Below are 20,440 nucleotides of genomic sequence, written 5' to 3'. Positions count from 1 at the left end.
GCCCACGATTCGGCCTGGGCCTTCAGACCTGACGGTTGCGCGCCAGCGGCGGGTTCTTGGCGAAGTAGCGGTCGATGCCGGTGTAGAGCGCCTCGACCAGCTTGACCTGATAGTCGGGGTCTTTCAGCCGGCTCTCTTCTTCCGGGTTGGAAATGAAGGCCGTCTCGACCAGGATGGAGGGAATGTCCGGCGCCTTCAGCACCGCAAAGCCGGCCTGCTCCACCTCGCCCTTGTGCAGCTTGCCCACCGTGCCGATGCGCGAGAGCACTTCCTTGCCCAGCCGCAGGCTGTCCTTGATCTGGGCGGTGGTGCTCATGTCCAGCATGGCGCGCAGCACCTGGGCGTCCTTGGTGTTGGCGTTGACGCCGCCCACCACGTCGGCGGCGTTCTCGCGTTGGGCCATCCAGCGCGCCGCCGCGCTGCTGGCGCCACGGTCGCTCAGCGCGAACACGCTGGCGCCTCGGGCCTGGGGTGTGAAGAAGGCATCGGCATGGACCGAGACGAAGAGGTCGGCCTGCACGCGGCGGGCCTTGGCAACACGTTCCTGCAGCGGCACGAAGAAGTCGGCGTCGCGGGTCAGCATCGCACGCATGTTGGGCCGGTCATTCAGCCGGTCGCGCAGGGCCATGGCGATCTGCAGCACCACGTCCTTCTCGCGCAGGCCCGAGGGGCCGATGGCGCCCGGGTCCTCGCCGCCGTGCCCCGGGTCGATGGCCACCACGATCAGGCGGTTGATGCGGTCGCGCTGGGCCGCGGTGGGGCGGGGCGCGGGCGCCGGGGCCGGGGTGATGCCCGGCTTGGGCGGCGTGGCTGCGGCGATGGGGGGGCTGGGCGGGTGGGTGGCCTCGGTGGCGGCCATCGGCCGGTTCATGCGGTGGATGAACTCGCCCAGCGCGTCGTCCATGGTGCGGGCGGCCTCGCGCTCGGCCTGCAGCTTGTCGTTCACCAGGGCCAGCAGCGGGTCCTGGGCCTGCAGCGGGTAGAGGTCGAAGACCAGCCGGTTCTGGTAGGCCGCCACAGGGGCTAGGGCGAACTGCTGCGGGTTCACGGGTTGCTTCAGGTCGATGACCAGGCGCACCACGCGCGGCTGGTTTTGCCCCACCCGCACGCCGGCAATGAAGGGGTCGTCGGACTTGACCTTGCCCACCAGGTCGCGCAGCGCGGGGCTGAGTTCCAGGCCGTCAATGTCCACCACCAGACGCTGCGGCTCTTCGGTCACGAAGTGGCGCGCGACCAGCGGCTGGTCGGACTCGATGGTGACCCGGGTGTATTCGGTGGCCGGCCACACCCGGACCGAGACGATGCTGGCACCCCAGGCCAGCTGGGCCGGCCCGAGCAGCAGGGCGGCCTGGCCCAGGCGGCCGGCATGGGCCAGGATTTCGCGTCGTTTCATGCGAGCAACTCCTTTCCGCGCTGGCTCATCGCGTGAGCGAGCACCCGTCGGCTCTCATCCGGCTGAGGCTGGATCTCCAGCCGGAGGTCGGCCTGCGGACGTTCGGGCCCGGCGTTCTGGGCCCATTCACACAGCTTCAGGCCCGGCCGGGCGAAGATGTCACGGAAGCCGGCATCGACCCACTCGCGCGGGTCGCTGAAACGGTAGAAATCGAAATGCGAGATGGGCAGGGGCTGCCCCGCGTGCACCACCTCGTAGGGCTCGACCACGGCATAGGTCGGGCTCTTGATGCGGCCCTGAACGCCCAGGGCACGCAGCAGGTGGCGCACCAGGGTCGTCTTGCCCGCCCCCAGCGGGCCATCCAGTTCGATGCACGCATCGGCGATGCCCGGGTGGCGGGCCAGCGACAGGGCGAACTGGCCACAGGCCGCTTCATCGGGCCAGGACAGGGAGCGGGTTTCTAGAATCGGCAAATGACTCAAAGCGATCGGGCGGAGCTGGATCTCACGCAGGCATTGCGGGACTGGGCACGCGCACTGGGATTTTCCCAGATCGGCGTGGCCGACGTCGACCTGTCTTCGGCCGAGGCTGGGTTGACTGCCTGGCTGCAGGCCGGGTTCCATGGCCAGATGGAGTACATGGCCCGCCATGGCCTGAAGCGGGCCCGCCCGGCGGAGCTGGTGCCGGGGACGGTGCGTGTCATCACCGCGCGCATGGACTACCTGCCACACCAGACCCCGCAGGGTTGGCAGGCCATCGAGTGGCAGCGGCTGGGCCAGCCGGCGCGCGCCAATATCTCACTCTACGCCCGGGGGCGCGACTATCACAAGGTGCTGCGTGCGCGCCTGCAACAGTTGGCCGACCGCCTGGCCGAGGCCGTCGGCCCGCTGGGGCACCGGGTGTTCTGTGACTCGGCGCCGGTGCTGGAGGTCGAACTGGCCCAGCGTAGCGGCCTGGGCTGGCGGGGCAAGCACACGCTGACCTTGTCGCGTGAGGCCGGATCGACCTTCTTCCTGGGCGAGATCTACGTGGATGCGCCGCTGGTCGTCAGCGCGCCGGTGGAGGGCCACTGCGGACGCTGCGAGGCCTGCATCCAGTCCTGCCCGACCGGGGCCATCGTGGCACCCTACCGGCTCGATGCGCGGCGCTGCATTTCCTACCTGACCATCGAGCATGACGGCCCCATCCCTGAGGCCTTGCGGTCGCAGATGGGCAACCGCATCTACGGCTGTGACGATTGCCAGCTCGTCTGCCCGTGGAACAAGTTCGCCCAGCCCAGCCGCCTGGCCGACTTCGACCCGCGGCCGGCGATGGGCGACGCGACCCTGGCCGAGTTGTGGGGCTGGGACGAGGCGCGCTTTCTGCGCGAGATGGAGGGCAGCCCGATCCGGCGCATCGGCTTCGAGCGCTGGCGGCGCAACTTGGCCGTGGCCATGGGCAATGCGCTGGCAGCTCGGGCCGCGGGCTCGCAGCCACTGGTCGGGCTGCTGCAGGCCGCACGCGGCCAGGCCAGTGCGCTGGTGGCCGAGCACATCGACTGGGCCTTGGCGCAACAGGCCGGGGCCTGAATCACGCGGACTCAGCGCAGTGCGTCCAGCGCGCTCAGTGCCATGGGCAGGCCGGCCATGCCGATCACGGTCGACACACTGATCAGTCCGGCCACATAGCTTCCATGGCCGCCCATGCGCACCGCCAGCACATAGGCGCTGGAAGCGGTGGGCAACGCGGCGAAGGCCACGACCACGGTCTGCTGGGCCGGCGGCAGGCCAATGAACAGCACCAGCGCGATGGCCACGACCGGCAGCACCAGATGGCGGATGCCCAGCAGCGCGGCGGCCAGGCCCGGGGCTTCCTTGAGGGCGCCCATGCGCAGGCCGGCTCCGACGGCCATCAGGCCCAGGGGCAGGGCGGCGCCACCGATGCGACTGAGCGTGATCTCGGCCAGCTCCGGCAGCCGCAGGCCCAGCAGATTGCCGACCAGGCCCGTCACGGTGCCCACGATCAGCGGGTTGCGAGCCAGTTCGCGCAGAAAGTTGTGCCCGGCATGGCGGGCCAGCGGCCAGACCGCTGCCACATTGCACACGGGCACGCACAGCGCGATCAGCAGGGCGATCCAGGCCACCGACTGCACCCCACCCAGGCGCTCGGCCAGTGCCAGGGCCACGTAGGAGTTGAAGCGGAAGGCGGTTTGCGCCCCGGACGCATGGGTGCGCGGATCCACGCCGGGCCAGCGTCCCAGCGCATAGGACAGGGCGATGCCCACGGCCACCACGGTGAGGCCGCAGCCGGCCAGCGTCATCAGCGCGCCGGGTTGCAGTGGCTGGCGCAGGATGGCGACGAAGAGCAGTACCGGGAAGAGCAGGTGGTAGACCAGCTTTTCGACGCCGTCCCAGACGCTGCGGTCCAGCAGGGTGTGGCGGCACAGGAACCAGCCAAGCACAATCAGCAGGAAGTCGGGCAGCAGCAGGAACACTTGGCTCATGGGGCTGAGAGTGTGCCAGCAAGCGTTGGCACGCGTGCGGCCCCGACCGGGTATCGTCCAGACCCCACTTCGTCTTTCTCCACGATCTGTCTTGTCGCCCTTGTCTCCTTCCGTACCGTCACCCGTGCTTGCGCAGGCGGATGCTGCCCTGATCGACGCGTTCTGCGCTGCCCTGTGGATCGAGGACGGGCTTTCCCAGAACACGTTGGCGGCTTATCGGCGTGATCTGAGTGCACTGGCGTTGTGGCTGGGGGGGCGTGATCCTGCGGTCGGGCTGCAGTCTGTTCGGCTGAGTGATCTGCTGGCCTACGCGGCCGACCGACACGCCGGCACACGCGCCACCACGGCCAACCGCCGCTTGGCGGTGTTTCGCCGTTTCTACCGCTGGGCGGTGCGGGAGCGCCATGTCGCCGAGGATCCGACCTTGCAACTGCAGTCGGCCCGTCAGCCGCTGCGTCTGCCCAAGACCCTCACCGAGACGCAGGTCGAGGCCCTGCTGCAGGCGCCCGATGTAGGCAACCCCTTGGGGCTGCGCGACCGCTGCATGCTGGAGTTGATGTATGCCAGCGGCCTGCGGGTGTCGGAGTTGGTGGGGCTTTCTTCGGTGGAGGTGGGGCTGGCGGAGGGGGTGCTCCGAGTCACCGGCAAGGGCCGCAAGGAGCGGCTGGTGCCCTTCGGGCAGGAGGCCGAGGGCTGGATTCGCCGCTATCTGGCCGAGGCACGGGGCGAGATTCTGAAGGGGCGCCAATCCACAGCCTTGTTCGTGACGGGGCGCGGGGAGGGCATGACCCGCCAGATGTTCTGGACGCTGGTCAAGCGCTACGCGGGCCTGGCCGGGGTGACCGTACCGCTGTCTCCGCACACCTTGCGGCATGCCTTTGCCACCCATCTGCTCAACCACGGGGCCGACCTGCGGGTGGTGCAAATGCTGCTGGGGCATGCGGACATCTCCACGACCACCATCTACACCCACGTGGCGCGCGAACGGCTGAAGTCGCTGCACGCACGTCACCATCCCCGGGGCCTGAAATGAAAAAAGCCGACCCGAAGGTCGGCTTTCAGCACTTGCTGAGCAGAGGCCCGTGGGCCTCGAGCATCAGAAGTTGTGGCGGATGCCAGCGCCGAAGGTGTTGAAGGTGCCGGTGAAAGCGGCATCGTCGTCCTTCACCTTGGTCACGAAGGCGTAGACCTTGGTGCGCTTGCTCAGGTTGTAGTTGTAGCCAGCGGTGGCTTGCCATGCCTTGGCGGCTTCGCCCAGACCGTCGATCTTCACCTTGTTGGTGCCACCGTAGTTCAGGTGGAACTCGTTGGCGCCCAGGGTGTACATACCCACCAGACGCCAGGTGTTGAACTCGTAGGAGCCGGTGGTGTGGCTGAAGTAGCCGCCCACGCCGAAGGCGCCCAGGTCGTAGTTGGCGCGGACGGTGGTGGCCTTGTCGTCGCCATGCTTGTCGAAGCCAGCACCCAGATGCAGGGCACCACGGTCGTAGTAGCCAGCCAGAGCCAGGGGCTTGCTCTTTTCGCCGCCGTAGGCTTCAGCGGTTTGCACCCAGCCCACAAAACCGTTCAGGTCCGGGGTGTTGTACGACACGGCGTTCTGCAGCGAACCGTAGTAGTTCGGGCCGCGGTACAGGAAGTCAGAAGTGGTGCCGGTGTCGTGGTTGACCCAGGACACGTAGTCGGCGGTGGCGTGGTAAGCCTCGTTGTTGTCGAGGTTGCCCAGCTTCAGGGTACCGTAACGGGTGGCCAGACCCACGGTCGACTCACGACCCCAGAAACGATCGCCCTTGACCGTGCCCGTCGAAGCGTCGAAGCCGTGTTCGATTTTGAAGATGGCCTTGTTGCCGCCGCCCAGGTCTTCTTCGCCGGCAAAGCCGATGCGGGACGAGTTGTCCACTTCTTGCCAGTCGCGCTTGTCGGCGCCATCAACCTTGGTGCTTTCGACCGACAGGTTCAGGCGACCGTAGATGGTCACGGAGCTTTGGGCGAAGGCGGGAGCCGCCAGGGTGGCCGCGATCGCGGTCAGGACGAGAGATTTCTTCATGTTGAAGGACCCTTGGTCAGTGAAACAAAGGAGTCTCACGTCTGTGCTTGTGCTACGCAGCGCAGGACGCCGAAACTCGGAAGTGCCGTATGACAGCACTGTGAAACCGAGTTTAGCTGTGCATTTCGGGTTTGCCCCATGGCGGGACCTGTTTGGCGCCTCCCTGTGCCCTCTTGTGTTGCGTTGATGCAACTTCGGGCGGGCGGCCGGCTGCTGAGCAAAGAGGTTCTGCCCAGGCGAGAATCCTGAGCATGGACCATACCTTTGTTTCCGCCTTCGTGCTCCTGCTGCTGGTGCTGGATCCCTTTGGCAGCCTGCCGATCTTCGTGGCGGTCTTCAAGGGGGTCGCGCCGGAACGCCGGACGCGGGTGGCCCTGCGGGAGGTGCTGATCGCCTTCTTCGTTCTGCTGGGTTTCATGCTGTCTGGCGAGGGCTTTCTGCGCCTGATGCACTTGTCGGAGCGTTCCCTGGAGGTGGCCGGCGGGGTGATCCTGATGATCATCGCCATCCGCATGATCTTCGCCAACGGCGGTGAAATCTACGCAACCGACGGCGACCGGGAACCGATGATCTTCCCGCTGGCCGTGCCCCTGCTGGCGGGGCCCTCCGCCATGGCCACGGTCCTGTTGCTGGCGTCCCGGCAACCGGAGCGTCTGGCTTACTGGATTGGTGCGCTGACTCTGGCGATGTTGGTCTGCGGTGCGGTGATGGTGCTGGCCGAGCCCATCCGCCGCTGGATCGGGTCGCAAATGGTCAACGCGATCGAGAAGCTGATGGGGCTGGTCCTGACCGCCATCGCCGTCGAGATGGTGCTGGCCGGACTCAAGCGCTACTTCTTCGATCCTTCTTGAACGGGGTCCGCCGCGTCGCCAAAATGAAAAACGCGCCACAAGGGCGCGTTGTGTGAAGCGGGGAGGGCGGTCTCTCAGCGACCGCGCAGATGGCTGGGGGCTTCCAGTTTGCGCGCCGCCAGCGACAGCAGCAGCGTCAGCGCCAGGTACATGGCCGAGATGGCCAGGTAGGGCTCCCAGTAGCGGGAGTAGGCACCCGCCACCGTGCGTGCGGCCAGGGCCAGCTCGGCCAGGCCGATGGCCGAGACCAGGGACGAGTCCTTGATCAGCGAGACGCCCTCGTTCACCAGGGCCGGCACCATGCGGCGGAAGGCCTGCGGCAGCACCACGTAGCGCATGGTCTGGCCATGGGTCAGGCCCAGACTCCACGAGGCCTGTGTCTGGCCCAGGTGGATGCTCTGGATGCCGGCACGGAAGATCTCGGAGATGTAGGCCCCCGCGTTCAGGCTCAGGGCCACAGCCCCCGAGAAAAAGGCGCCGTGGTCCTGCCGGAACTGGCGGGCCAGGTCCCCAGACAGCAGCAGGCCGTGGTCCGGGTGGATCAGCGCCGGCATCACAGCGAAGTGGACCAGCAGGATCTGCACGAACAGCGGCGTACCGCGGAAGAAGGTCACATAGGCCAGTGCCACGCCCCGAATGCCCTTGAGCACCCAGTACAGCGCCACCGACTTGGGTGGTGGCGCGTCCCGCGAACTGCTGATCAGGCCCAGGAGCACACCAAGCGCCAGCCCGCAGGCGATGGCCACCAGGGTGAGCTCGATCGTGGTCCAGAGGCCTTCCAGAAACAGCGGGCCGTAGCCCGCCAGAATGTCCCAACGCAAATCCACGGAACGCTTCTCTCTTCAGGGCTGGGGTCGATCAGTTCGAAGCGGCAGAAGCCGGTGCGGCAGCGGCCGGCGGCTCCGTGCCGAAGGTCTTCTTGTAGATCGCGGCGTAGCTGCCATCGGCCTTCACGGCGGCCAGACCCTTGTTGATCATGGCCATCAGCTCGGCGTTGCCCTTCTTCACGGCGATGCCGTACTGCTCGGGTGCGAAGGACTTGGTGTCGGCCACGGTCTTGAACTTGGCATCCGGGTTGTTGGCCACGTAGTGGATCACCACGCCGTTGTCGGCCACCACGGCGTCCACGCCACCGGCTTCCAGTTCCTTCAGGGCCAGCGGGGTGGACTCGAAGCGCTTGATCAGCGTGGAGGTCTTGCCCTGCAGCTTGGTGACGACTTCATCGCCGGTGGTGCCGGTCTGCACACCCACCTTCAGCTTCTTCAGGTCCTCGAACTTGGCGACCTTGGAGTCGGCCTTGACGGCGATCAGCTGGATCGCGTCGAAGTACGGATCGGAGAAGTCCATGGTCTGCTTGCGCTCGTCGGTGATGGTGATCGACGAGATCAGCAGGTCGCGGTCACCCTGGGTCAGCGCATTGAAGATGCCTTCCCAGGGGGTGTTGATGAACTTGACCTGGAAGCCACCCTTTTCGGCGACGGCGGTCAGCAGATCCACCGAGAAGCCGACGATCTCGCCCTTCTCGTTCTGGTACTCGAACGGCGCGTAGGCGGCATCGGTGCCCACGGTGTAGACCTTGACCGGGGCGGGTTCGGACGCGGGCGCAGAAGCGGCCTCGACCGGCGCGGCAGGTTCCTGCTTGCTGCAGGCGGCCAAGACCAGACCCATCGCCAGCGTGCTGGCGAGCTTCAGGAAGTGACGGGTGCTCATGGAAGACATGGGGTTCCTCGGGTTAATACCAAGTGGTGTATGTGCGCATCGCACAGTGTAAAGCGGGGGGTGCAAATTCCACGCCACGCGGGGCTGGGGTGTACCCGCACCATCATGGTGTGTGGCGCACCGGGCTGGTGACGCCATCCTGATCCAGCCAGGCCAGTTCTTCCGGCGCGAAACCGGCGGCCTGTCGGGCGGCCAGGTTGAAAGGGCGCCGCAGCCGCGGGGCTTCGTACTGGGCAACCAGGGTGGGATACAAGGTCACCGGGTCCAGTCCCCGCCCTTCGCACAGCCAGCGATACCAGCGGTTGCCAATGGCCACATGCCCGATCTCGTCGTGCAGGACGATGTCCAGGATCTCCACCGCGCGCTCGTCGCCGGCCTTGCGCAGCTTGGCCTGGATGGGGGGCGTGGCGTCCAGGCCGCGGGCCTCCAGTGTGCGAGGCACCAGGGCCATGCGGGCCAGCACGTCCTCGCGGGTGCGTTCGGCCATCTGCCACAGGCCGTCGTGGGCGTCGAAATCGCCGTAGTCGTGGCCCAGGCTCCGCAGATGTTCGCGCAGCAGGGTGAAGTGCAGGGCCTCCTCACCCGCCACCTGCAGCCAGTCGCGGTAGAAGTCCTCAGGCAGGCCCGGAAAGCGCCAGAGTGCGTCCAGGGCCAGGTTGATCGCGTTGAACTCGATGTGGCAGATGGCGTGCAGCAACGCGGCCCGGCCTGGTGGCGTGAAGGGCGACCGGGCGGGCACCTGGTCCGCAGGCACCAGAAGAGGGCGCTCCGGCCGTCCGGGCAGGCCCGGGGGGACGGTCAGTGTCGCCCCGGCATCCAGCGCCGGGGGGGCGAGATACAGCGCGCGGGCCTGCTCGGCCTTGCGCGTGGGGTCGGTCTCGCACAAGACCTTGAGCGCCTGCGTCCTCAGTTCCATCCGTAAAATTATCGGTCACCCCTGATCCTGCTTCATGAGCGAACTCCACAAATTCCTGTTCGAAGGCTTGCCGGTGCGCGGCATGCTGGTCCGATTGACCGACAGCTGGCGCGAGGTGCTGGCGCGGCGCGAGGAGGCGGGCGAGTTTCCTGTCCCGGTGCGCGAACTGCTGGGCGAGATGGCCGCAGCCGCTTCACTGATGCAGGCCAACATCAAGTTCAATGGCGCCCTGATCCTGCAGGTTTTTGGCGATGGCCCGGTCAAGCTGGCTGTGGCCGAATCGCGCTCGGACCTGGGCTTCCGTGTGACGGCCAAGGTGGTGGGCGAGGTGCCCGAGGACGCCCGGCTGGAAGCCATGCTCAACGTCCATGGCCAGGGCCGCTGCGCGATCACGCTCGACCCCCAGGACCGCCTGCCCGGCCAGCAGCCCTACCAGGGCGTGGTGCCGCTGCATGGCGACCAGCGCGAGCCGCTGCAGCAACTGTCCCAGGTGCTGGAGCACTACATGCTGCAGTCCGAACAGCTCGACACCCGCCTGGTGCTGGCCGCCAACGACGAGATCGCCGCCGGGCTGCTGATCCAGCGCCTGCCGGTGGAAGGCGAGGGCAACCTGGGCGGGCGCCGCAACGAGGACGACATCGGCCTGTCCGAGGCCTTCAACCGCATCGCCCACCTGGCCAGCACGCTGACCCGGGACGAACTGCTGACCCTGGATGCCGACACGGTGCTGCGCCGCCTCTTCTGGGAAGAGCCGCTGCAGCGCTTCGAGCCGCTGGCCCCGCGCTTCTCGTGTACCTGCTCCACCGAGCGGGTCAAGGGCATGCTGACCAGCCTGGGCGAGGAGGAGGTCCAGGACATCCTGGCCGAGCAGGGGCAGGTGGAGGTCGGCTGCGACTTCTGCGGGCGGCAGTACCGCTTCGATGCGGTCGACGTGGGCGAGCTGTTCACCCCCGGGCAGAATCAGCCACCCGGCTCGGCGACGGTGCACTGACCGCTCGCCGAACGCCATTCAGCGGCGTTGGAAGGCCAGGTGCTCGCAGTCCGGCTGGTCGCAGTCGCTGCAGGTCCACAACCATGCAGGCTGGCGGGCTTCGCGGTCCTCCAGGCGGCTGAACAGGCCCTGTGAGCGCATGCCGTGCGAGACGGCCTGAGGTCGCCACAGCGCGCCCAGGGCGTCCAGGGCGGCATCCGTCCGCCGCGGCCCCTGGCCGGCCACGACGGTGAACGGCAGCCGCTGCCCCACCAGCAACTGACGCAGCCGCGCATCCACCGGCTGGCGCACATGGGGGCCGTCCCGCTGCAGCCCATCGGCCTGCCAAGGCAGATCGAGCGCGGTCAGCAAGGTGATCTCGCAATGCCGGCGCTGCCAGTCCAAGGCCAGGGCGTCCAGCGCGCTGCTGCCGAACACCTGGTGGTGGTAGACCGCGGTCATCAGCGGGGTGGTGTCGGCCAGCACCAGCTCATGTTGGCGGGCGGCCGCCTCGAGTCGTTTGGCCTGCTCGGCCGCGATGCTGGCCTGCTCGTCCTCGCGCGGGGTGCGTCCGGCGGTCTCGCACCACTCCCGCAGCACCTCGGGCACCCAGGTGCAGCGCCAGCCGGTCAGCGCGGGCAGCGCCTCGGCCAGGGTGCGGGCCAGCGTGCTCTTGCCGGTGCTTTCCGCGCCGACGATGGCGATGATGCGACCCGGCTCAGCCACGCACCTGGCCCTCCAGGGCTTGCCAACGCCGCCAGCCCCAGGCCGCCAGGCCGGCAAACAGCGCATAGAGCAGCACGGTGAGCCACAGACCCTTGTAGGCGAAGAGCCCGACGCTCACCAGATTCACCGCGATCCACACCGGCCAGTTCTCGATCAGCTTGCGGCCCAGCAGGATCTGCCCGGCCACGCTGCCCACGGTGGGCAGGGCATCGAGGAAGGGCACGTCGCTGTCGGTCATGCGGTGCAGCAGCAGGCCGAGCAGAGGCCAGGCCGTGGCGGTGAGCAGCGCGGCTCGCAGCCGGGCCCGTCCACCCAGACGGTGCACGGTCAGTCTTTGGCCATCCTCGCCGCGGCCCTTCAACCATTCCCACCAGCCCCATCCCGCCAGCGCGACGAAGATCAACTGCAGGCTGGCTTCCCCATACAACCGGTAGTGCAGGAAGAGGGCGGCGTAGAGCAGGGAACTCACGATGGCCAGGGGCCAGCCCAGCGGATGCACACGCATGTTGCAGCCGACCATCCACAGGGACAGCACGCAGGCCAGCAGCTCGGTCCAGGTGATGGGGCTGCCCCAAAGGGTGAAGGCGGGTTGCAGCCAGAGGCTGGCCACATCGTGCAATGCATCCATCGCGGGAAGCGCCGGGCGGGGCGCGGCGGTTGGGGGACGAAAAGAGGGTCAGCGGGTGACGTTGGGGGAGATCACCACCAGCATCTCGTCCGGGCGGATCATGCCCAGTTCCATCCGGGCCTTCTCCTCGACCATTTCCAACCCCTCGCGCAGGTCGGTCACCTCAGCCTGCAGGCGCTCGTTGCGCGTGCGGGCCTGGTCGTTGGCAGCGCGTTGCGCGGCCACCTCGCGCTGCAGCTCCATCACATGCGACACCCCGCCGCGGCCGAACCAGAGTTCGGCCTGCACGATCAGCAACAGGGCTGCCAGGAGGATGGGCAGGGCACGCATGGGGCGGGAGTATGCCGCAGCCGAGGGGCCTGGCTGCGGCAGACGGCCGTCAGCGCAGGTTGTAGAAGGCGCTGCGGCCCGGGTACACCGCCACGTCGCCCAGGTCTTCCTCGATGCGCAGCAACTGGTTGTACTTGGCCATGCGGTCGCTGCGGCTCATCGAGCCGGTCTTGATCTGGCCGGCGTTCAGGCCCACGGCGATGTCGGCGATGGTCGAGTCCTCCGTCTCGCCCGAGCGGTGGCTGATCACGGCGGTGTAGCCGGCGCGCTTGGCCATCTCGATGGCGGCGAAGGTCTCGGTCAGGGTGCCGATCTGGTTGATCTTGATGAGGATCGAATTGGCGATGCCCTTGTCGATGCCTTCCTTCAGGATCTTGGTGTTGGTCACGAACAGGTCGTCACCCACCAGCTGGACCTTCTGCCCCAGGCGCTCGGTCAGGTGCTTCCAGCCGTCCCAGTCGCCCTCGGCCATGCCATCTTCGATGGAGATGATCGGGTACTTGTCGACCCAGGTCGCCAGGATGTCGGTCCATTCGGCGGCCGTCAGCGTCAGGCCTTCACCGGCCAGCTGGTACTTGCCGTCCTTGTAGAACTCGCTGGAGGCGCAGTCCAGGCCGATGGCGATCTGGCTGCCGGCGGTGTAGCCGGCGTTCTCGATGGCTTCCAGGATCAGCTGGATGGCCGCTTCGTGGCTGGCCACGCTGGGGGCGAAGCCACCTTCGTCGCCCACGGCGGTGCTCATGCCCTTGCTGTCGATCAGCTTCTTCAGGGCGTGGAACACCTCGGCGCCATAGCGGATCGCTTCACGGAAGCTGGGGGCACCCACCGGGATGATCATGAACTCCTGGATGTCCAGGGTGTTGTTGGCGTGGGCGCCGCCGTTGATGACGTTCATCATCGGCACTGGCAGTTGCACACCGCCCATGCCGCCGAAGTAGCGGTATAGGGGCAGGCCGGACTCTTCGGCGGCGGCGCGGGCCACGGCCATCGACACGGCCAGCATCGCGTTGGCGCCCAGGCGGCTCTTGTTCTCGGTGCCGTCCAGGTCGATCAGGGTCTTGTCCAGGAAGGCCTGCTCGGAAGCATCCAGGCCCAGCACCGCTTCGCTGATCTCGGTGTTGATGTTGCTGACGGCCTTGAGCACGCCCTTGCCGAGGTAGCGGCTCTTGTCGCCATCGCGCAGCTCGATGGCTTCGCGCGAGCCAGTGGAAGCACCCGAGGGCACGGCGGCACGGCCCATGGTGCCGCTTTCCAGCAGCACGTCGCACTCGACGGTGGGGTTGCCGCGGCTGTCCAGCACTTCGCGGCCGACGATGTCAACGATGGCGCTCATGTTCTCTCCATTGATGTTGAAACGGGGTCTGGCGTACCGAGGGGCGCGTGCGCCTCAGCAGCTGAAATCGTTCTCGAGCAGGGGTTGGGTCTTGACCACGCGGTCCAGGGCCACCAGTTGCTCCAGCAGGGCCTTCATGTGGTGCAGCGGCACGGCGTTGGGGCCGTCCGACATCGCATGGGCCGGGTCCGGGTGCGTCTCCATGAACAGCCCGGCCACACCGACGGCCACGCCGGCACGGGCCAGCACCGGCACGAACTCGCGTTGGCCACCCGAGCTGGTGCCCTGGCCGCCGGGCAGTTGCACCGAGTGGGTCACGTCGAACACCACCGGCGCCTGCGTCTCGCGCATGATCGCCAGGCTGCGCATGTCGGAGACGAGGTTGTTGTAGCCAAAGCTGGCGCCACGCTCGCAGGCCATGAAGCGGTCCTCGGACAGGCCAGCCTCGCGAGCCGCATCCCGTGCCTTTTGAATCACGTTCTTCATGTCGTGCGGGGCGAGGAACTGGCCCTTCTTGATGTTCACCGGCTTGCCGCACTGGGCGACGGCGCGGATGAAGTCGGTCTGCCGGCACAGGAAGGCCGGCGTCTGCAACACATCCACCACGGCGGCCACAGCCGGCACCTCGGCCTCGCTGTGCACATCGGTCAGCACCGGCACGCCCAGTTCCTTGCGGACCTTGGCCAGGATCTCCAGACCCTTGTCCATGCCCGGGCCGCGCGGCGAGCTGCCGGAGGAGCGGTTGGCCTTGTCGTAGCTGCTCTTGAAGATGAAGGGGATGCCCAGCGCCGAGGTGATTTCCTTCAGGCGGCCGGCCACGTCCATCTGCAGTTGCTCGCTCTCGATCACGCAGGGGCCGGCGATCAGGAAGAAGGGCTTGTCGAGACCGACCTCGAATCCACAGAGTTGCATGCCGGTCTCCTTCAGGCCTTGGCGCGCGCGGCCTGGTGGTCCAGCGCGGCCTTGATGTAGCTGTTGAACAGCGGGTGCCCATCCCAGGGGGTGGACTTGAACTCGGGGTGGAACTGCACGCCGACGAACCAGGGGTGCGTCTGGCGCGGCAGCTCGACGATCTCGGTGAGCTTCTCGCGCTGGGTGATGGCCGAGATCACCAGGCCGGCCTTCTGCAGCGCGTCCAGGTAGTGCTCGTTGGCCTCGTAGCGGTGGCGGTGGCGCTCGGTCACGACCGGGCCGTAGATGTCGAAGGCCAGGGTGCCGGGCTTGACGTCGGAGCTCTGAGCGCCCAGGCGCATCGTGCCGCCCAGGTCGGAACTGGCGTCGCGCTTCTGGATGGTGCCGTCGGCATCCTGCCACTCGTCGATCAGCGCGATGACCTTGTGCGGGGCCTCGGGCTCGAACTCGGTGGAGTTGGCGCCGGCCAGGCCGGCCTTGTGGCGCGCGTACTCGATGGTGGCCACCTGCATGCCCAGGCAAATGCCCAGGTAGGGCACCTGGGTCTCGCGGGCGAACTGGGCCGCGCAGATCTTGCCTTCCACGCCGCGCTTGCCGAAGCCGCCGGGCACCAGCACCGCGTCGTAGGCGCCCAGGGCCTGGTTGGCGTTCTCGGGTGTCAGGGTCTCGGAATCGACGTACTCGATCTTGACCCGCACATGGTTCTTCAGGCCAGCGTGGCGCAGGGCCTCGTTGAGCGACTTGTAGGAATCCGACAGGTCGGTGTACTTGCCGCACATGGCGATGGTCACCTCGCCGCGCGGATGCTCCACCTCATAAACCAGGTCATCCCAGATCTTCAGGTCGGCCGGCTTGGTCAGCAGCTGCAGCTTCATGCAGACCTGCTCATCCAGGCCCTGCTCGTGCAGTATGCGCGGCACCTTGTAGATGGTGTCCACGTCCCACATGGAGATCACACCATGCAGCGGCACGTTGGTGAACAGCGAGATCTTCTCGCGCTCGTCGGCCGGCACCTCGCGGTCGGCACGGCACAGCAGCACGTCGGGCTGGATGCCGATCTCGCGCAGCTTCTGCACCGTGTGCTGGGTTGGCTTGGTCTTCAGCTCACCCGCGGCCTTGATGTAGGGCACGTAGGTGAGGTGCACGAAGGCGGTGTTGGTCGGGCCCAGCTTCAGGCTGAGCTGGCGCACGGCCTCCAGGAAGGGCAGGGACTCGATGTCACCCACCGTGCCACCGATCTCGACGATGGCCACATCCACCGCATCGGGCGTGCCGAAGCCGGCGCCGCGCTTGACGTATTCCTGGATCTCGTTGGTGACGTGCGGGATGACCTGCACCGTCTTGCCCAGGTAGTCACCGCGGCGCTCCTTCTCCAGCACGGTCTTGTAGACCTGGCCGCTGGTGAAGTTGTTGGCCTTCTTCATCCGCGTGGTGATGAAGCGCTCGTAGTGGCCCAGGTCCAGGTCGGTCTCGGCGCCGTCGTCGGTGACGAAGACCTCCCCGTGCTGGAACGGGGACATCGTGCCCGGGTCCACGTTGAGGTACGGGTCCAGCTTGATGAGGGTGACCTTGAGACCGCGCGATTCCAGGACCGCTGCGAGAGAGGCCGACGCGATGCCCTTGCCCAAGGAGGACACCACACCGCCGGTGACGAAGACGAACTTGGTCATGTCGTGCAGCGCACACTCACACCCCTGCCAGACGCCAGCTCCTCCAACGGAACCCGCCCAGGCAGACATGCACGTGCGCTGTGGTGGTAAATCGGCATTATATCGGCCCGCCCGAGCCGGCTGGCAGGCAGCACGTCACGCCATGTCGGCGAGCAGGGCCAGCACCTCGCGGGCGGTGTCCTGCGGGCGCTCCATCGGGTAGAGGTGCGTGCCCTCGAAGCGGACGAAGCGGTGCTGGGCCAGCGCCCGTGCGGCGGCGGTGCCGCCCTGGCGCATCTCGGCCGACTGCGTGCCGGCGATGAAGCCCACCGGGCAGCGCGGCGGATGGCGGCGCAGCAGGGCGCCCAGGTGGTCAGGCAGGGTGTTGTAGATGCGCGTTTCCACCTCGCGGCTGAAGCGCAGCTGCACGCCGCCCTGCGGGGCCTCGACGAAACCGGCGGCGACGTAGTCGTCCAGCACCTGCGGGGCCCAGCGCGCGAACACCGGCTTGCTGGCAAAGTGCTGTTTCACGCTGGCCAGGTCCGGCCAGTGGTGGCGCCGCTGCTGGGACACCTTGCCGGGCGAAACCCGCTGGATGAGTCCGCTGCGCTTGAAGACGGCCACGCTGTGGGCGCGCCAGCCGGTGATGACCGGCGAATCCAGCATCACCAGGCCCCGGGCCAGGTCCGGGCGCCGGCAGGCCGCCATCAGGCTGAGCAGGCCGCCCAGCGAATGGCCCACCAGCCAGACCGGCTCACCTGCCTGCTGGGTCTCGATGAAGTGGATCAACTGGTCGCGCAGACCCCGCCAGTTGCTGGCCACCGGGTAGGCCGGGTCGTGGCCGAACATTGGCACGGCCCGCACCGTCAGGCCGGCCTCGGTCCAGAGGTCCAGCATTTGCCGGTAGGTGCCGGCGGGGAAGCTGTTGCCGTGCGAAAAGACCAGCGTGCCGTTCATGGGGTTCAGACGATCTTCTCGTCGGGGCCGGCGATCTTGCGCATTGGCTCGAAGCGCTCGCTGGAGGCCAGGAGCGGGTGGTCCGCCTCGGCCCCGTCCCACTGCGGGTCGTCGATGCTCTCGAACACTTCGCGCAGTCGCTGGCCCCAGGTGGTGTGGATCATCTGGAAGTAGGGGTTGTGTTCGTCCAGCACCGCGATGCGTTCGCTTCGGAGTCGCCCGGCCTCGTAGACCAGCAGGTCCAGCGGCAGGCCCACCGACAGGTTGGACTTCAGGGTCGAGTCCATCGACACCAGGGCGCATTTGGCCGCCTCGTCCAGCGGGGTGTGGGGCGTGAGCACCCGGTCCAGGATGGGCTTGCCGTACTTGCTTTCGCCGATCTGGAAGAAGCAGGTTTCGCGGGTGGCCTCGATGAAGTTGCCGGCCGAATAGACCAGGAACAGGCGCATGGCTTCGCCACCGATCTGGCCGCCGAAGATCATGCTGCAGTTGAAGTCGATGCCGGCGGCCTTCAGCGAGGGGCCGTCCTGCTCGTAGACGCGGCGCACGGCCGCGCCCAGCACCCGCGTGGCGTCGAACATGCTCTTGGCGTTCCAGATGGAGATCGGCTCGTCGTCGCCATTGGGCAGCTTCTCGACCTGCAGGATCTCCCGCACCGATTGCGAGATGCTCAGGTTGCCGGCGGACATCAGCACCATGAAGCGGTCGCCCGGCTTTTCGTAGACGATCATCTTGCGGAAGGTGCTGATGGCGTCCACGCCCGCGTTGGTGCGGGAATCCGAGAGGAACACGAGCCCGGCGTTGAGCCGGATGCCGACGCAGTAGGTCATGGGGTGGCTTTCTGCAGTTTCTTGAGATGGTAGAGCGCGTCCAGGGCCTCGCGGGGGGTCAGCACATCGGGGTCGATCGCCCCCAGGGCTTCTTCCAGTTCCGACGGCACCGGGGCCGTCGGCACCGGCGGCGGGGCGAACAGGTCGACCTGGGCTTCCCGGGCCTGGGCCTGGCCCTCCAGCGCTTCCAGCGTGGCGCGGGCCTGGCGGATCAGCGTGGGCGGCATGCCGGCCAGCCGCGCCACCTGCACCCCGTAGCTGCGGCTGGCCGGGCCGGGCTCGATGGCGTGCAGGAACACGATGTCGTCGCCGCTCTCGGCAGCGCTCACGTGCAGGTTCACCGCCCGCTCGTGGCGCCGCGGGAACTCGGTCAGCTCGAAGTAGTGGGTGGCGAAGAGGGTGAAGGCCTTGTTGCGGTCGTGCAGCTGGGCGGCGATGGCCGAGGCCAGGGCCAGGCCGTCGAAGGTGGAGGTGCCGCGGCCGATCTCGTCCATCAGCACCAGCGAGTGCTCGGTGGCGCTGTGCAGGATGGCGGCGGCCTCGGTCATCTCCATCATGAAGGTGGACTGGGCGTTGGCCAGGTCGTCGGCCGCGCCGATGCGGGTGTGGATGGCGTCGATCGGCCCCAGGCGGCAGAAGCGTGCCGGCACGTAGGAGCCCATCGAGGCCAGCAGCACGATCAGCGCCACCTGGCGCATGTAGGTGCTCTTGCCGCCCATGTTGGGGCCGGTGATGATCTGCAGCCGGGTGCGGGCATCCAGCCGGCAGTCGTTGGCGATGAAGTCGCCCGCGCCCGTCTCGGCCAGGCGGGCCTGCACCACCGGGTGGCGGCCGGCCTGGATCTCGATGCACGGGGGGTTGACGAACTCGGGCGCGCACCAGTCCAACGTGGCGGCCCGCTCGGTCAGCGCGGCCAGGGCGTCCAACGCGGCCAGGGCGCGGCCCAGCGCGGTCAGCGGGCCCAGGAAGCCCTGCAACTCATCGAGCAGCAACTCGAACAGCCACTTCTCGCGGGCCAGGGCGCGGTCCTGGGCCGACAGGGCCTTGTCCTCAAAGGCCTTGAGCTCAGGGGTGATGAAGCGCTCGGCGTTCTTCAGGGTCTGACGGCGCTGGTAGTCGGCGGGCACCTTGTCGCGGCCGGAGCTGGTGACCTCGATGTAGAAGCCGTGCACCTTGTTGAACTGCACCCGCAGGTTGGTGATGCCGGTGCGCTCGCGCTCGCGGGCCTCCAGGGCCAGCAGGAAGTCGTCGCAGTTCTGCCCGATGGCGCGCAGTTCGTCCAGCTCGGCGTCGAAGCCGGTGGCGATGACGCCGCCATCGCGCAGCAGCACCGCGGGCTCGGCGGCGATCGCGCGGGTCAGCAACTCGCCCACGGCCGGCGGCGGGGCCAGCTCGGCGTGCAGGCTGTCCAGCAGGGCGCTGCCGCGTGGGGCCACGGCGCGCAGGCGCGGCAGCTCGGCCAGCGTCTGGCGCAGGCCGGACAGCTCGCGCGGCCGCACCTGGCGCAAGGCGATGCGGGCCGAGATGCGCTCCACGTCGCTGACGCCGCGCAGCAGCTCGCGCAGCGGCTCCACCCCGTCGGCCAGCATCTGGGCGATGGCGCCGTGCCGGGCCAGGGCCTGGGCCCGGTCGCGCAGCGGGTGGGTCAGCCAGTGACGCAGGGCACGGCTGCCCATGCCGGTGCGGCAGGTGTCGATCAGCGAGAGCAGGGTGGGCGAGGCCTCTCCGCGCAGCGTCTCGGTCAGCTCCAGGTTGCGGTGGGTGGTGGGCGGCAGTTCGATCAGCTCGCTGCTGCGCTCCACCGACAGGGTGTTGACGTGGGCCAGGGCACGGCCCTGGGTGTGTTCGGCGTAACTCAGCAGCGCGGCCGCGGCGGCATGGGCGGTGCCCAGCTCCTGGGCGTTGTAGCCGGCCAGGTTGGCCACCTTGAGCTGTTCGCACAGCTTGCGCAGGCCCAGGCCGCTGTCGAACTGCCAGGCCGGGCGCCGGGTGCGGGCGGCGCGGCACTGCAGCAGCGCGGGGGGCAGTTCGTCCCGGTCCACCAGCAGCTCGGCCGGTGCCAGGCGGGCCAGCCAGCTGCCCAGCTCGCGCTCGCCGCACTCGGCCAGGCCCAGTTGGCCGCTGGCCACGCCCAGCCAGGCCAGGCCCCAGGTGGCGCGCTGGCGGGCCACGGCCAGCAGCAGGGTGTCGGCCCGGTCGTTCAGCAGTTCGCTGTCCGTCACGGTGCCGGGGGTGACCACCCGCACCACCTTGCGCTCGACCGGCCCCTTGCTGGTGGCCGGGTCGCCGATCTGCTCGGCCACCGCCACCGATTCGCCCAGCTTCAGCAGCCGGGCCAGGTAGTTCTCCACCGCGTGCACCGGCACGCCGGCCATCACCACCGGCTCGCCGGCGCTCTGGCCCCGGGTGGTCAGCGTGATGTCCAGCAGGCGATGGGCCTTGCGGGCATCGTCGTAGAACACCTCGTAGAAGTCCCCCATCCGGTAGAACAGCAGCGTGTCCGGATGGCCGGCCTTGAGCCGCAGGTACTGGGCCATCATCGGCGTGTGGCCTTCGAGCGAGGCGGCCAGTTCGGGGCTGTCGGGCGGGAGGAGGGAAGAGTTCATGGCGAGAAGCGGGCGGTTCTCTCGGGGAACTCGGCATCTTCGCACAGGCCCGTGCGCGGCCCGTTTTCGAGGCTTGGCCCACGCAATGCCCCTT

General features: G+C 68.0%; 20 protein-coding genes. 4 read left to right on the top strand and 16 right to left on the bottom strand.

From position 1 onward, the window contains the following. Window positions 1-22: 22 nt before the first annotated feature. Together M0L44_RS07885 and tsaE are read right to left on the bottom strand one after the other, a co-directional pair. Window positions 23-1,393: an N-acetylmuramoyl-L-alanine amidase gene (locus tag M0L44_RS07885; protein WP_252769092.1), complete on the bottom strand. Its 1,371-nt coding sequence runs from the start codon at window positions 1,391-1,393 to the stop codon at window positions 23-25. Next, complete coding sequence (gene tsaE / locus M0L44_RS07880) at window positions 1,390-1,866, bottom strand: tRNA (adenosine(37)-N6)-threonylcarbamoyltransferase complex ATPase subunit type 1 TsaE (protein ID WP_252769091.1); 477 nt, start codon at window positions 1,864-1,866, stop codon at window positions 1,390-1,392. Before tsaE ends, M0L44_RS07885 begins: the two co-directional genes overlap by 4 nt. Here tsaE and queG point away from each other — a divergent pair, their 5' ends adjacent. Further along, window positions 1,867-2,961, top strand: a complete 1,095-nt coding sequence (gene queG, locus M0L44_RS07875) for a tRNA epoxyqueuosine(34) reductase QueG (protein ID WP_252769090.1) — start codon at window positions 1,867-1,869, stop codon at window positions 2,959-2,961. It abuts the gene before it with no gap. A gap of 11 nt (window positions 2,962-2,972) precedes the next feature. Here queG and M0L44_RS07870 read toward each other — a convergent pair whose 3' ends face one another. Then, window positions 2,973-3,875 (bottom strand): AEC family transporter, encoded by a 903-nt coding sequence (locus tag M0L44_RS07870; protein ID WP_252769089.1) that lies wholly within the window; start codon window positions 3,873-3,875, stop codon window positions 2,973-2,975. A gap of 100 nt (window positions 3,876-3,975) precedes the next feature. On the opposite strand from M0L44_RS07870, the gene xerD reads away from it, so the two are divergent. Continuing rightward, window positions 3,976-4,908: a site-specific tyrosine recombinase XerD gene (gene xerD / locus M0L44_RS07865; protein WP_256490155.1), complete on the top strand. Its 933-nt coding sequence runs from the start codon at window positions 3,976-3,978 to the stop codon at window positions 4,906-4,908. Window positions 4,909-4,971: 63 nt separating this feature from the next. Here the strand turns inward: xerD and M0L44_RS07860 are convergent, their stop codons facing one another. Next, on the bottom strand, window positions 4,972-5,919 hold the full coding sequence (locus M0L44_RS07860) for a porin (RefSeq protein ID WP_252769088.1): 948 nt from the start codon (window positions 5,917-5,919) through the stop codon (window positions 4,972-4,974). 251 nt (window positions 5,920-6,170) lie between these two features. On the opposite strand from M0L44_RS07860, the gene M0L44_RS07855 reads away from it, so the two are divergent. Then, window positions 6,171-6,770, top strand: coding sequence for a MarC family protein (locus M0L44_RS07855; protein WP_252769087.1), 600 nt, complete (start codon window positions 6,171-6,173; stop codon window positions 6,768-6,770). A gap of 74 nt (window positions 6,771-6,844) precedes the next feature. Here M0L44_RS07855 and M0L44_RS07850 read toward each other — a convergent pair whose 3' ends face one another. The 3 genes from M0L44_RS07850 to M0L44_RS07840 all read right to left on the bottom strand — a co-directional run bounded on the left by M0L44_RS07850 (window position 6,845) and on the right by M0L44_RS07840 (window position 9,405). Beyond that, window positions 6,845-7,597, bottom strand: coding sequence for an amino acid ABC transporter permease (locus tag M0L44_RS07850; protein WP_252769086.1), 753 nt, complete (start codon window positions 7,595-7,597; stop codon window positions 6,845-6,847). Window positions 7,598-7,628: 31 nt separating this feature from the next. Further along, on the bottom strand, window positions 7,629-8,489 hold the full coding sequence (locus tag M0L44_RS07845; protein WP_252769085.1) for a basic amino acid ABC transporter substrate-binding protein: 861 nt from the start codon (window positions 8,487-8,489) through the stop codon (window positions 7,629-7,631). A gap of 103 nt (window positions 8,490-8,592) precedes the next feature. Further along, a complete protein-coding gene (locus M0L44_RS07840) occupies window positions 8,593-9,405 on the bottom strand; it encodes a ferritin-like domain-containing protein (protein ID WP_252769084.1) in 813 nt (270 codons plus the stop codon). A gap of 34 nt (window positions 9,406-9,439) precedes the next feature. On the opposite strand from M0L44_RS07840, the gene hslO reads away from it, so the two are divergent. After that, window positions 9,440-10,396 (top strand): Hsp33 family molecular chaperone HslO, encoded by a 957-nt coding sequence (gene hslO, locus M0L44_RS07835; RefSeq protein WP_252769083.1) that lies wholly within the window; start codon window positions 9,440-9,442, stop codon window positions 10,394-10,396. Window positions 10,397-10,414: 18 nt separating this feature from the next. Here hslO and M0L44_RS07830 read toward each other — a convergent pair whose 3' ends face one another. From M0L44_RS07830 to mutS, 9 genes are all read right to left on the bottom strand, one after another. Next, window positions 10,415-11,101 (bottom strand): AAA family ATPase, encoded by a 687-nt coding sequence (locus M0L44_RS07830; RefSeq protein WP_252769082.1) that lies wholly within the window; start codon window positions 11,099-11,101, stop codon window positions 10,415-10,417. Beyond that, window positions 11,094-11,729 carry a nicotinamide riboside transporter PnuC gene (gene pnuC / locus M0L44_RS07825; protein ID WP_252769081.1) on the bottom strand — a complete coding sequence of 212 codons (636 nt, stop codon included), beginning with the start codon at window positions 11,727-11,729 and terminating at the stop codon, window positions 11,094-11,096. The genes M0L44_RS07830 and pnuC overlap by 8 nt, the downstream gene beginning before the upstream one ends. Before the next feature lie 48 nt (window positions 11,730-11,777). Then, window positions 11,778-12,059, bottom strand: a complete 282-nt coding sequence (gene ftsB, locus M0L44_RS07820) for a cell division protein FtsB (protein ID WP_252769080.1) — start codon at window positions 12,057-12,059, stop codon at window positions 11,778-11,780. Between the two features lie 49 nt (window positions 12,060-12,108). Further along, entirely contained in the window at window positions 12,109-13,392 is a 1,284-nt protein-coding gene (gene eno / locus M0L44_RS07815) for a phosphopyruvate hydratase (protein WP_252769079.1), read from the bottom strand. A 54-nt stretch (window positions 13,393-13,446) separates the two neighbouring features. After that, window positions 13,447-14,304 carry a 3-deoxy-8-phosphooctulonate synthase gene (gene kdsA, locus M0L44_RS07810; RefSeq protein ID WP_252769078.1) on the bottom strand — a complete coding sequence of 286 codons (858 nt, stop codon included), beginning with the start codon at window positions 14,302-14,304 and terminating at the stop codon, window positions 13,447-13,449. A gap of 11 nt (window positions 14,305-14,315) precedes the next feature. Then, complete coding sequence (gene pyrG, locus M0L44_RS07805) at window positions 14,316-15,974, bottom strand: CTP synthase (RefSeq protein WP_252769077.1); 1,659 nt, start codon at window positions 15,972-15,974, stop codon at window positions 14,316-14,318. A gap of 135 nt (window positions 15,975-16,109) precedes the next feature. Further along, window positions 16,110-16,910, bottom strand: coding sequence for an alpha/beta fold hydrolase (locus tag M0L44_RS07800; protein ID WP_252769076.1), 801 nt, complete (start codon window positions 16,908-16,910; stop codon window positions 16,110-16,112). Between the two features lie 5 nt (window positions 16,911-16,915). Continuing rightward, window positions 16,916-17,740, bottom strand: coding sequence for a proteasome-type protease (locus M0L44_RS07795; protein WP_252769075.1), 825 nt, complete (start codon window positions 17,738-17,740; stop codon window positions 16,916-16,918). Next, window positions 17,737-20,346: a DNA mismatch repair protein MutS gene (gene mutS / locus M0L44_RS07790; protein ID WP_252769074.1), complete on the bottom strand. Its 2,610-nt coding sequence runs from the start codon at window positions 20,344-20,346 to the stop codon at window positions 17,737-17,739. Before mutS ends, M0L44_RS07795 begins: the two co-directional genes overlap by 4 nt. Window positions 20,347-20,440: the final 94 nt, after the last annotated feature.

It is taken from the genome of Ideonella oryzae, assembly GCF_024055665.1.
Taxonomy (GTDB): domain Bacteria; phylum Pseudomonadota; class Gammaproteobacteria; order Burkholderiales; family Burkholderiaceae_C; genus Ideonella; species Ideonella oryzae.
Note: the sequence above shows the minus strand (reverse complement) of the source record. Positions and strands in the feature narration are given on the sequence as shown.